Source organism: Flavipsychrobacter stenotrophus (assembly GCF_002954265.1).
Lineage (GTDB): Bacteria > Bacteroidota > Bacteroidia > Chitinophagales > Chitinophagaceae > Flavipsychrobacter > Flavipsychrobacter stenotrophus.
On record NZ_PPSL01000003.1, the window covers coordinates 790,088 to 802,698 of the forward strand.

General features: G+C 44.9%; 9 protein-coding genes. 3 read left to right on the forward strand and 6 right to left on the reverse strand.

All coding sequences use genetic code 11. The features are described 5' to 3' along the window. Nucleotides 1-215: 215 nt before the first annotated feature. From CJD36_RS13370 to CJD36_RS13395, 6 genes are all read right to left on the reverse strand, one after another. The gene (locus tag CJD36_RS13370; protein ID WP_105039682.1) at nt 216-887 is read right to left on the reverse strand and encodes a carbonic anhydrase family protein; all 672 of its coding nucleotides are present in this window, start codon (nt 885-887) and stop codon (nt 216-218) included. Nucleotides 888-936: 49 nt separating this feature from the next. Then, on the reverse strand, nt 937-2,625 hold the full coding sequence (locus CJD36_RS13375; RefSeq protein ID WP_205685605.1) for a SulP family inorganic anion transporter: 1,689 nt from the start codon (nt 2,623-2,625) through the stop codon (nt 937-939). Between the two features lie 195 nt (nt 2,626-2,820). Then, a complete protein-coding gene (locus CJD36_RS13380; protein WP_105039683.1) occupies nt 2,821-3,132 on the reverse strand; it encodes a hypothetical protein in 312 nt (103 codons plus the stop codon). Nucleotides 3,133-3,650: 518 nt separating this feature from the next. Further along, nucleotides 3,651-4,877, reverse strand: coding sequence for a serine hydrolase domain-containing protein (locus CJD36_RS13385; RefSeq protein ID WP_161499309.1), 1,227 nt, complete (start codon nt 4,875-4,877; stop codon nt 3,651-3,653). Nucleotides 4,878-4,991: 114 nt separating this feature from the next. Further along, a complete protein-coding gene (locus CJD36_RS13390) occupies nt 4,992-5,582 on the reverse strand; it encodes an acyl carrier protein phosphodiesterase (protein ID WP_105039685.1) in 591 nt (196 codons plus the stop codon). Nucleotides 5,583-5,678: 96 nt separating this feature from the next. Next, the gene (locus CJD36_RS13395) at nt 5,679-7,820 is read right to left on the reverse strand and encodes an FUSC family protein (protein ID WP_133162641.1); all 2,142 of its coding nucleotides are present in this window, start codon (nt 7,818-7,820) and stop codon (nt 5,679-5,681) included. 137 nt (nt 7,821-7,957) lie between these two features. Here CJD36_RS13395 and CJD36_RS13400 point away from each other — a divergent pair, with 137 nt between their 5' ends. From CJD36_RS13400 to CJD36_RS13410, 3 genes are all read left to right on the forward strand, one after another. Then, a complete protein-coding gene (locus CJD36_RS13400) occupies nt 7,958-8,440 on the forward strand; it encodes a TlpA disulfide reductase family protein (protein ID WP_105039687.1) in 483 nt (160 codons plus the stop codon). A gap of 75 nt (nt 8,441-8,515) precedes the next feature. After that, entirely contained in the window at nt 8,516-9,016 is a 501-nt protein-coding gene (locus CJD36_RS13405; RefSeq protein ID WP_105039688.1) for a hypothetical protein, read from the forward strand. A 24-nt stretch (nt 9,017-9,040) separates the two neighbouring features. Next, nucleotides 9,041-11,659 (forward strand): T9SS type A sorting domain-containing protein, encoded by a 2,619-nt coding sequence (locus CJD36_RS13410; RefSeq protein WP_105039689.1) that lies wholly within the window; start codon nt 9,041-9,043, stop codon nt 11,657-11,659. Nucleotides 11,660-12,611: the final 952 nt, after the last annotated feature.

The window sequence follows — 12,611 nt, forward strand, 5'->3', positions numbered from 1 at the left end:
TTTTCGGCCGAAGCTCAGGGGGAGGTGGTTATTTGCATATCATGTGTACTTCGGAAATCTTCACAGCCAAAATGAAATTTTACGTGAGGAGCAGCTTTTGAAGAGGGTCGGGGTGAGGCTCAACAACCGTACTACAAACAAATAGCCCCGGACGCAATGCCAGGGCTACCGTTACACATCTAAAAACCACTCAAGATGCAAACTCTTAATTATGACTAAGCCATTTCTTTTTCTACTGTTTCAACTATGTTAGGCAACTGCGCTTCTTTATCAAAGAAATGCACTTTACCTGTTGCAAGATCGTACATAGCAGGCACAATACCTATCTTTCCGGCATGTACCAGGTCCCTGATTATCGGGCTACCTTCCAGTATGTCGTGTACCGTATTTTTAGCATGTAGTGAAGCTACGGCATTCACAAACTCCGGATTTTTCCCTGATCTGTCGCCTATCACTTTGTCTTCCGCATTCAATGCAGGCTTTATTTTGTCAAGTAGTTGCGTCAGGTTACCCATTTCCACATGGTCGCAGGCTCCTTTTATGGCTCCGCAATTGGTATGGCCCAATACTACTATCAGTTTCGATCCTGCCACAGCCGCGGCATATTCCAGCGATCCTAACACATTACCCGATATCACGTTGCCCGCTATACGTATACTAAAAATGTCCCCAAAGCCCTGATCGAAGATAAGTTCTGCCGATGTACGTGAATCCATGCAGCTCAATATAGCGGCAAAAGGAAATTGCTGATCCTTGGTTTCACTTACTATTTCCAGCAGATCACGGTTCAATCCTATATTGTTCATGAAGCGGAAGTTGCCATGCTTCAGTAAGTTCAATGCTATACCCGGAGTTAAAAGAGATACCGGCTTATTAAATGTTTTCATTTCCTGTTTTTTAAAGATCGTTTACTGATTATTTGTTGCGTACTGCACGTTATTCTTCATTTCTCAACTGCTTCAACAATTTCTTATAGTTACCTGAGGAGCGTTTCGGTACTTCATTCGCATTCACGAAATCCGATACTATTTCCCGTTCCGAGGCGGTTTTAGGAATGTTGTAAATATTCTTAAAGTCAACCAGCGAAACGTCAATGTTTCTGTCTGCTGCTGCAGTATTGCTGAAGTCTGTGATCAGGTCCAGTACGTCAAAGTCTATATATTGCGTCTGGCTGGCATCTATGATCACTTTGCTGCCGTTCGGTATATTCTTCAATGTGTCCTTTATACTTGCCTTGTTCAGGAACGACACTTCCTGTGCAAGTGTTATTTTAATCAGTTCGCCGTTGCTGAAGCTACTCCTCTGGAAGTAGTAAGGGATACGTGCGTTCTGGCGAAGGATGTAAAAGATACTGATCAGTAGTCCAAGTCCCACACCTTTCAGCAGGTCTAGAGATACTACCGCTGCTGCAGTCATTACAAACGGCATGAACTGTGTCCAGCCACCCTTCCACATGTGGATAAATACAGATGGTTTGCACAGCTTATAACCTGTAAATATCAATATTGCTGCCAGTGCAGCCTTAGGGATCATATTCAATAAAACTGGTATTGATGCTACACAGATAAGTAATAATGCACCATGTACGATGGTCGATATTTTAGAACGTGCACCTGCATTGATGTTGGCAGATGAACGAACGATTACCGATGTCATTGGTAATCCTCCAAGGAAGCCGCTAAGCATATTACCTATTCCTTGAGCTTTCAATTCTCTGTCCGTAGACGTATAGCCTTTATGCGGGTCCAGTTTGTCTGTTGCTTCTATACACAGCAGGGTTTCTATCGATGCCACGATCGCTATGACCACCCCGGTCTCCCACACATGCGGGTCTTTAAAACCAGCAAAATTGGGTAATGTGAACTGGCCAATGAATTCACTGAATGACGCTGCTATAGGTAGACTTACCAGGTGAGTATTATCTAATACCATGCCCGAACCGTTCATTTTCAGCAACTGGTTAATACCAATACCCAGCAATACTACTATCAATCCTGCAGGAATCATTGCCAGCTTTTTGAAAGCCTTGGTTTGCCACAGTATAAGTACTATTAGTCCTACTGCAGCAATGATAACTGCTGTTACTTCTATGTGCTTTAATGAGTTGGTGATCGTATTCATAAGGAAGCCGTCATCGGCATCCACCATTTCGTCAAGTTCCTTAGCGCTATGTTTTACATAACCTATGGCGTCAGGTATCTGTTTAATGATGATGGTCAGACCTATACCTGCCAACATACCCTCAATTACGCTCGAAGGCATGAAGTTGGCGATCTTGCCAGCCCTTACAAATCCGAGTACAAGCTGCACAGCGCCGGCAATAATTACAGAGCAAAGGAAAATGTCAAACGCGTTAAACTTAGTTATAGCTGCCAGTACTATTGCAGTAAGTCCTGCTGCGGGGCCCGATACACTTAGCCTTGATCCGCTGAGTGCACCAACAACTATACCACCTATTACTCCGCTTACTATACCTGCAAATAAGGGTGCGTGCGATGCCTGTGCTATACCCAGGCAAAGTGGGAGTGCAACCAGGAATACAATAAGGCCGGAGAAGAAATCTTTTTTAATATTTTTTGAGAAAGAACTGTTTTGTTCCATTGTAAAGGAGATTGTTTGCTTCATCTACGGCAACAAATTGCTGGCCGCAAATGGGTTGAGTGGTTGAGATGAGAATAAAAAGAATGGTGTGGTGGGGGCATAGCCCGATAGAAGAGACTGGTCCGTAAGGTGATAAACACCATTGGCGTAGATGCAATAGATACACAATAGTGCATCACGTCATTACACACGATGTTCAATATGCCTTACAGGCAATAGTTAGCAAAAATTGGGAGGAGGAGTAGGTATCCGGGGAACGAAATGGTCCGGTAATACCGAGGAGCCGTGAATGGCCACCTGTATTTTGTGATTGTAGCTGCCCAGTATATCTGCTTCGGTATAAAAGCCGGCTTCAGTAAAAGGATCTATTTCTTTCTTTACTTTTCCTGCAAAATCATCGCTGTCAGGAGCGTCATCACTGTGAACTTCTTCAGTAGTCTGCTGTTTACCCAATAGTTTACCTATCTCACGTACAGGCAGTACAGAGAATAGAAAAACAATAATGAATATATATGCAATGAATTTTTTCACTCAGACAAAGTAAACCTAATTATCTCATTTAACTACTGTTATCTTGTATAAATAATTGTTAAGGAACATTTGATGAAATCAATAGTGATTTTTGTGAATAACAACTCAATAAACTTTCTATTATACGTCCTCAGGTAATTGTTTTAAACAACGGTGAATGCCCAAAAATACTCTTCTGCACCTCTTAAGTTAAGACAATATAATAATATATGATGATGCCGAAGGTATCGGACATCTGATTAAGCGAATTACGATAACCTTAAAAACAGCCCCGAAGGGGCGAAACACAACAGCCGGGGTGAAGCCCTCGGTTAAATTGACCATAAAATGCGAGCCCTGAAGGGGCGTAACATCTAACGTAGTTATCTACCGATCTTAAAGTGTATGTCATTGCGCCGTAGGTGCAAAAGGTTTGTAGAACTACAAAACGGCTCTTTTCATCGCGAGCCGTTAGGTTCGCGCCCTATCTCCAACTTAGGACATTACCTTGTGAATGATTGTAAAACGACCAATAAAAACTACTCTTCCCCATCGGTCGTCCCATCTGCCGACGTACCCCTTACAATATTGCAGATAGCACCCGCGTGGCGATATATTGACTTATTGAACTTATTGCCCAGCACCACTATCGTAAAATTATCCTTGATCAACCTGTAAAACGATGTGTTGTTGCCATGCCACCATCCGTTGTGGTAGATCACCTTATTCCCATTAGGGAAGCAAAGCATGCGCCAGCCAAGACCATAGTTCTTAACGCCCGGCCTTTCAAACGAACATGGACCATATGCCAGATCTATCGTTTCCGGGTTCAGCAATGTATTCCGGTAAAAACTCTGGTCCCACCTGTACATGTCCTCAGGAGTGCTGTAAATGCCCTTATCACCGTACACGCCATCGGCAAACATGTCGGGTTCACGCACCCAGTTATACCTGTAGCTTATTGCAGCATCGCCTGGCAAGCCCTTTGCCGGGTCATAAACAAACGTATGCATCATGCCCAGCGGCTGAAATATATATTGGGTCATAAAGTCGCTGTACTTCATTTCCGTAACTACCTCTATCACCTTAGCCAGTACCGCATAGTTAGTATTGCAATAAGTGAAGCGTGTATCGGCCTTAAACTCCAGGTGTGGTCTGTTCTTCGTCATCAGGCGCAGCATCTCGTCGTTATATATCGGCGTGCGCTGATCACTGTTGTAGTTAGGTACCCATTTGGTATAGTCAGGTAATCCCGAACGATGGTCAAGTAACATTCTCAGTGTAATGTTAGGGTATGGAAAATCTTTGATATAAGCGGTCACCGGCTGGTCTATGTCCAGATGCTTATGTTGATGTAAGTATAAAATTGCCGCTCCGGTAAATGTTTTGGTCACCGATGCCAGCTGGCACGAGCTGTTAGGTCCTAGTGGTATTTTCCTTTCGCGGTTACTGTAGCCATAGGCACGCTCATAGATAATATGTCCCTTATAGCCTATCAATACATTCCCGTTAAATCCTGCTCTTACCTGTGCCGCGTAAAATTTATCCAGTTGCGCTATTATCTCTCTGTTTTGTGGCGCCATTGTATCATACACAAGCGGCATTGGTGGAGTAGTTATAGGTGTGCCTTTAAAATTGCTTTTACTCGTTCTTGCCGATGCCTGCTGTGAGTTGGAATGGCAGGCTATTAGTAATAGCGAGAGTAAAAAGGTAACTATATAAAATTGCTTTGTATGCTGCATGTTGTTGTCCCTGTTCTTGTTCACACTGTTACAATTGATCTCCTCTAACGGCATACTAATAGCGTGCCGTAAATTGCTTTCAATTAATGTAAGTGTGGGGTGATACTGGCAAAAATAAATTTTTCAGCGCAAGAAAGTTCACTTCTGCAATTCATTTTTAACAAAAGCTATCATATCATCAATTAGTTCATAGTAAGCCTGGTTCAATTGGTAGAAATTCGTCACAAATAACTCATACGCTTTCTCGGGCGGAGGCATATGTTTGGCTCGTCTTGTAAGGCCTGTCAGAGAGCGTTCCATGCCCTTCATGGTCCTGTAGCCATACAGCCAGTTGTGCTCCTTCATGTGCGGAAAATATGCCGCGAAGCCAGCCGGGAAGTACGCTGCATTCTGCTCTAGTTTGGTGTACGTTTCCAGTGAAAATTTTTCAAGCGCGGGATAGCCATTAAAGATCTTGGGGTCATTGGCCAGGAAGTGATCGTAAAGAGTATCCATGATCGCCCCTGAGTACAGCCCGTAGTCTTCTCGGAAGATCAGTTTGGCCCTGCGTGTAGCGGAATGATTATCAGAGAACTCATCGATCTTGCGGTGCAGCATAATACCCGCCCATATGTTTGCAGGATATTGCTCCTTTGCTACCAGCTTGCCTTTTACATGGTCACCTATCATGTTGCCGGTAAGTACATCAACATCTCCAAACGATAAATACGCATGTCCCAGGTAGTTCATATTGCGAAGCTATGATATAAACGAATTAGCAAGTGCAGTCTAACGGACCTATCGTATTGCAATTTCAAATGCCACCATTGGCAAATTGCCGAATTATCAAATTGTCAAATTGAGCAGATCTGCTTTCAGCGCCTTCAATTCAATTCTTAGTTTCTCCAGCGATACTATCTGTACTTCATTGAGCCTGAAAGGTGGCGGCGTATTTCCATCAACAACAATTGGGTTATTATCTACATGATGGTTCAACTCATGCAGCGAAGGCAGTATGTCATGAAACAGCTGCAGACACTCATTGAGTATGGCCTGTTGTGCGGCATCGGGTTGTGAGTTGATGGTCTTCTTTTCTTCCTGTTCTATATTGATGGTATTCAGATCGCGGGTAATGCGCACATTGCAGGTAATGATGTCATAATAGGCTTCGGTCTTTTCCTTGCCTGGTTCTTCCATATACCGGTTAAATGAGTCGAACACATCGCTGTTCTTAGATTCAGCTACCCGCTTGTTTTTTGTCCAGTTGTTTACCTTACTGAAAAAGGTGCCGGTGAAATAGTCATAGTTGGCTTTTACCGCCGACGCCAGATGCGTTGGTAGCCACTTCTCATCCCACGCAGGCAACAGCGCAAAACCGGAAACTACAGCCAGCAGCGACCCTCCTATGGTGCACAACCCACGATATATCAGTATCTGGTTGCTGTAAGAGTGGTCTATGTTGAACAACAATACAAGGTTCACCGTCACCACAAACACAGCTATCGCATAGTTCTTACGCACATAATACACCATCAGCACAAAAGTGACGAACATAACTGATTCCTTAAGGTATATGCCTGTTGGCAGCAGCAACAATAAGCTGCCTACTATGCCCCCAAGTAGCGTACCGAAAACCCTGTCTACAGCCTTTTTTAAGGTAGCGCCAAAGTAAGGCTGTATCACTATCATCAGGCTGAAGGGTATCCAGTAGCCATGATCTATTTTAAAGAACTTAAAGATCAGCATGGCAATAGATGCCGCTATGGCCGACCTCAGCGCAAACCTGAATGCTAGCGTATTAACATGTGCCAGTGTTTTAATGTTTCCGGCTATCTTACGTGGCTGCAGTACAAACATGGTCTTCACCAGCGAGTATGATTTGAATACAGGCACATCGTCCCCCATCAGTTCTACTCTTTGCACTGCACTTTCCAGTAGTTTCACGGTTCTGCCTGTAAGCTGTAGTATTCGATTGATAGCTATCGTCTGTTTATGCCCTTCTTCCAGCGGATACGCTTTGATAAGTGCCGTCAGCTTCTTCAATCGGTTGATCTGCGATATGGCCAGCAGCTTTTCTTCGGCCTTCAGGGTCAATACAAATACCGATATGCGGCTCACCGCCTCTTCCAGAGCGCTGAACAGGGTGGCCGCTTTTACCCGCAATGCCTCATCAAGCGTCTGAATGGCTATATGCTCCATTTCATCAGCTATGGCTATTACATTCACAGCCACAAGAGCGGCATTTTTACGCAACAGCAGTAGCTGGTATTGTCTGTTGTCTTTTGTGGCGCTGCCCTGGTGCGCCATTCTCCCATAAAATTCAAATGAATGATCTATGGCAGTCCTTACTTCTTTTTCTTTGAGGTAAATATCATGTCTGGCCTTGGGGTCTACCGCACTCCGTGTAATGGTATCTACCAGCACGGATATTGATCGCCATATCAATGCTATCTGCCTTCTGAATGGCTGCTGCACAGGCATCAGCAGCGATGCTGATATACCCACTATTATAGGCCAGGCCGTACCAATGGCTATGGTAAGGATCCTGTGTTTTACATCGGGCGTATCCCTGTCGGGGTAGGCATTACAGATGATGTACATCAGGTACACGCATATGGCCAGTCCGCTGGCGCGGTCTCCCAGGTTCTTAAGTAGGGTAGCCACAAATGCTGCCACAAACATGAAGAGTACACTCAGCACTATGCTGTCTCCTGTCAATGTGCCCAGTGCTCCCCAGAACAAAGCCAGAAGGGCGCCTATAAACAGTGTCCTTACCCTCCAGTTAAACGACCCCTTCATCTCCACCCACGATATAGCTTCGGCTGTAAGGGCTATCCATACCGCATCACTCACATGGTTTGTCGCAAGGCCCCATATAAGCGGCACTGTGCCCGATATGGCCATACGGATACCCCAGCTCACCATTGGTTCAAAACTCTCGTTTTGAATAAAGGCATTGAATCTTTTGTATGAGTTAATGAGTGCCAAGCAGAGTGGTGTAGTTAATTATTGCATCAAATGTAAAAAGGACTATGCCAATATAGTGTGAATGTATCGATAACTTTTTTGCCTTTCACACTGGCACGTATTTTGAACCCATATATATTCTACATCTTTGCAGTATTATGAAAAGGTCTGTTTTTATATTAGCTATTTTATCCTTTTTTGCCATACAGGGTAGCGCCCAGCAGATAAGGGCGGTAACCGCTGCCGATGTTATGTCGCGGGCCTCGTCGGGAGATACGGTATACATTATCAACTTCTGGGCTACATGGTGTGTGCCATGTGTACAGGAGCTGCCCGAATTCAATGAACTATTCGATAGGTACAAAGACAAACCTGTGAAAATAGTCATGGTCAGCCTCGACTTTAAAGATTCCTACCCCTATAAGCTGGATGGTTTCCTGAGGAAGAAGAGGGTGTTGCCTGAGGTAGTTTGGCTCATGGATACAGATCCTAATGTTTTCATACCTAAGATCGAAGAATCCTGGCAGGGCTCTATCCCGGCTACTCTGGTCATTCAACCCGGCCGCTACCGTAAGTTTATCGAAGGTCAGGTATCTGCAGGACAGATAATTGGCCTGGTAGATGGCATTTCTGAGCATTAATGGGCAGCTAATAGTGTTGGCTTGTTCTATTTTGTACAACTTTCATTAATTTTGTTTTATTATAATTCTATGAGAATGAGATATGTAGTCTGCAGCATAGCTGTTTTACTTTTAGGAACTGTAGCAGCGTTTGCAGGTACTAAGAAGCCTAAAAAGGGAGATTTCAGGTTGTTGGAGGCATATACCCAGAAAATGGTTCAGGGGCATCCTTCTGCTCCGCCCCCTACTGGTGAGCACTTTATAATAGTATGGCAGGCCGATGTTACCCTGGAGACCATGTTCTGGAGAGGCAAAAGCGGATTTATGATGTGCATGATACAGAAAGCGCATAAGATCGCTAAAAAGGATGCTAAGAATTTTCCTCCGGGATTGGACTATAGAGTAGATCCTGCTGGTGAAGACATTAAGAAGGGCGATACAGTGCAGATAATACCCGTAGCACGTGGCAAGATCCGTATCCCTGACGAAATACCGCAGAACTCAAAAAACACATTGTTTTATAAAAAAAGCGGTAGCGGCTGGTTGCTGTTCCCGGTAACTAAGATCACAAAAAAACGCGATTTAGCTGCGTCTTAAATTATTTCAAAACCCTTTTCTGATATGAAAAAATTGTTAGTTGCCCTATCACTTTTGCTCTCTGTTTCTGCAGTCAATGCACAGCCTTGGATGGCAGGTTTTAATAATGGCCCTGTAAAACTGCAGGATGTAATAGACAAGTATAAACAGAGTGCCGGTTATAAAGAGGAGGAAGAAGAAGAAGCGCGTGAAAAGCACGAGGATAATAAGGCAGAGAAGGAGGGTATGAACTACCTTTTTAACCGCTGGGTATGGTATCAGAAGCAACATCTCGATGAGAATGGGTATATGATCTCTCCTGTGAAGACATACACCGAGTGGACAAAATACCAGGATAAGCTCAATAAAAAGATAGCGGCACGTACTACTGCATCGCCCGCCAACTGGGTATTCCAGGGTCCTGATTCCACCCCGGGTGGCTACTCAGGTCTTGGTCGCATTAATGCCATTGCATTTCACCCTACAAATCCCAATGTAGTATTAGCAGGCTCTTCAGGTGGTGGTACCTGGAAGACAGCAGATGCAGGCCACACATGGGCTCCCTTGTATAGTAATTTACCCACGCTAGGTGTTTCTGACATTGTTTTCAACTACGCCAACCCTAATACTATCTATGTGGCTACCGGCGATGCTGATGCTGGTGATAACTACAGCATGGGTGTGGTAAAGACTAAAGATGGTGGTATAACCTGGAATAACACAGGCTTGCTGTGGACACCGACTGCCAATAATAATGCACGGTCGATGGTGATGAATGCCCATGATACCAGTATGCTCGTATTAGCTACCAATGTAGGTATCTATGTTACCCGCAACGGTGGTACAACCTGGACCAATGTCCGTTCCGGCGATTTCAGGCAGGTACTTTATCATCCTACAGATACTTCTATAATATACGCAACAACAAATAACGGTTCTTCTTGTCAGGTAATGCGCTCTACAAACAGCGGAATAACCTGGACCACGGTTTCAGCTTTGTCTGGTGCCAACCGTATTCGTCTTGCAGTTTCACCTGCGTCTCCTAATCTGGTAATGGCTTTGGCTTCAGAAAGCTCCGGCTCCGGTTTGTTGGGCGTTTATGGTTCTACTAACAGCGGCGCGTCTTTTACCCCTCTTTATGAAGATGATGCTGCTTGCTCTAAAAATATTCTCGGCTACGACCTTGGGCTGCCAACTACTGCTTGTGGCGGCCAGGGGTGGTACGACCTGTGCATTGCTATCGATCCTGCTAACGCTAATAAAGTAACTATAGGTGGCGTTAATAATTACTACTCCGCCGATGGTGGTCTTACATGGCAGCTGGTAACACAATGGTATGCTGGCGTGCCCGGTGTGCAAACGGTTCATGCCGACAAACACTTCCTCGCCTACAATCCACGCGATGGTATCTTATACCAGGGTTGCGATGGTGGTATCTATAACACACTCGATCCGCTTACCGGTATCTGGACCAACATTACCAATGGCATGGGTATCACACAGTTTTACCGTGGTGCTGTTGCTAATGGTGTGCCATGGGGTATAGGTGGCGCACAGGATAATGGCACTAAAATGGTGAACAACGGTATCTCCAGCGATCTGACAGGTGGTGACGGGATGCAATGCCGTATTGACTACGAAAACCCCACTACCACCTGGTATACTGCCAGTCAGAATGGTAGTATCAACCGCACGGTAGATGGTGGTGCCAGTTATTCAAATATTAGCGGTGCTATACCAACCACCGGCACGGGCAATTGGATAACCCCCTATATCATTCATCCTTTGGTAAGTGTCAACCTGCTTGTGGGTATTGAGAAGATTTTCGCTTCGGCAGACCAGGGGGCATCGTGGGTGGCTATTTCTCCGCAGTTCAGCACCAGCAACAATGTCAACCTCATTGAAATGTGTCCTACCGATGGCAATTATATCTACGCCCTGGTAGATGATAACACTATTCATTTTTCTCCCGATTATGGCACAACATGGAGTAATATAACAACAAGCCTGTTTGGTAACACGATCTCGCGCATGGCGGTAGAGCCTAAGAACAGGGATATATTGTGGGTAACGCTCAGCGGCTATGGTGGTGCAAGGGTTGCCTCTTACAACCGTGCTACCAGCTCATGGACATTACGTTCGGGTACTTTGCCTAATCTGCCGGTAAACTGTATCGTTATTGACTCTTTCTCAGGTACTAAATATATAGGCACCGACGTAGCGGTATATTATATGGATAATACCATGACCGACTGGGCATTGTACAATACCAACCTGCCTTCAGTAGAGGTACAGGACCTGGCCATCAACTATACATCTAACGAGATATGGGCGTTTACCTATGGTCGTGGTATGTGGAAGTCGGCTAAGAATGAGCACCCGGTAGGTATTTCTGTAGTGCCGTATGTTGCGGATGCTATTACAGTAACTCCAAATCCTAACAGGGGAACATTTGCAGTAACTACAGGCAAAACAAACCTATTCAACCAGCAGGTAACCGTAAGGCTCATTTCTACTGATGGCCGCACTCTTTACCAGGACGATACCCGTTTTGATAATGCGGGGTCGCTTAAAGTGTCTACCCATAATCTTATAGCCGGTACCTATATCTGCGAAGTAAGAAACGAAAAGAACGTAGCCCGCTGCAGGGTGGTGATCTACTAATATCAACTGAATTTATTTATGAAGGCCGGGCTGTTGTCCGGCCTTTTTTGCTGTGATATATATCACGCAATGCCCGATGGAAATGAAATTTGAATCGGGCATTGGTTTGGTGTAATTGTTTGTTATTCATTAGGTTGTGATTTTTTGGTATGCCCGATTGTGCCCGATTTTTTGCCGCTGTTGTTTGCCTGTTGTCGGTCTCTGACCGACGACCATGCGGCCGGTTCTCTTTGAGATGCGCTAGTAATCTGAGTGGTTATAATTTCCAAAACGAATACGTCCGGATGTGTCGTCGGTCAGAGACCGACAACGGGCGTTTTTTGGGTAATGCCCGATGGAAATAAAATTTGAATCGGGCATCGATTTGGTGTAATTGGTTGTTATTCATTAGGTTGTGATTTTTGGGTATGCCCGATTGTGCCCGATTTTTTGCCGCTGTTGTTTGCCTGTTGTCGGTCTCAAACCGACGACCATGCGGCCGGTTCTCTTTGAGATGCGCTAGTAATCTGAGTGGTTATAATTTCCAAAACGAATACGTCCGGATGTGTCGTCGGTCGGAGACCGACAACGGGCGTTTTTTGGGTAATGCCCGATGGAAATAAAATTTGAATCGGGCATTGATTTGGTGTAATGGTTTGTTTTTCATGTGGTTGTGATTTTTGGGTATGCCCGATTGTGCCCGACCAAATGAGGGTGGAGAGCGGGTGCTTGCTGCATCTCAAAGAGAGCCCGCCCGATGGCTGTTGGTCAGAAGACGCAACAGCGGCGAATGGGGTGTTACTTTTGGCGGAAATGAAAAGTGGCACTTTTTCGTAAAAGTGGCATTTTTTTGATGCGTGTTTTACTGTATTGCTTTGTGGGTAAGGGTTTTCAGCGTTTTAACAAATTGCCGAAAACTGCCACTTTCTGCCACATGCTGCTACTTTTTTTGTTTGCCTCGTCCCGAAATTGC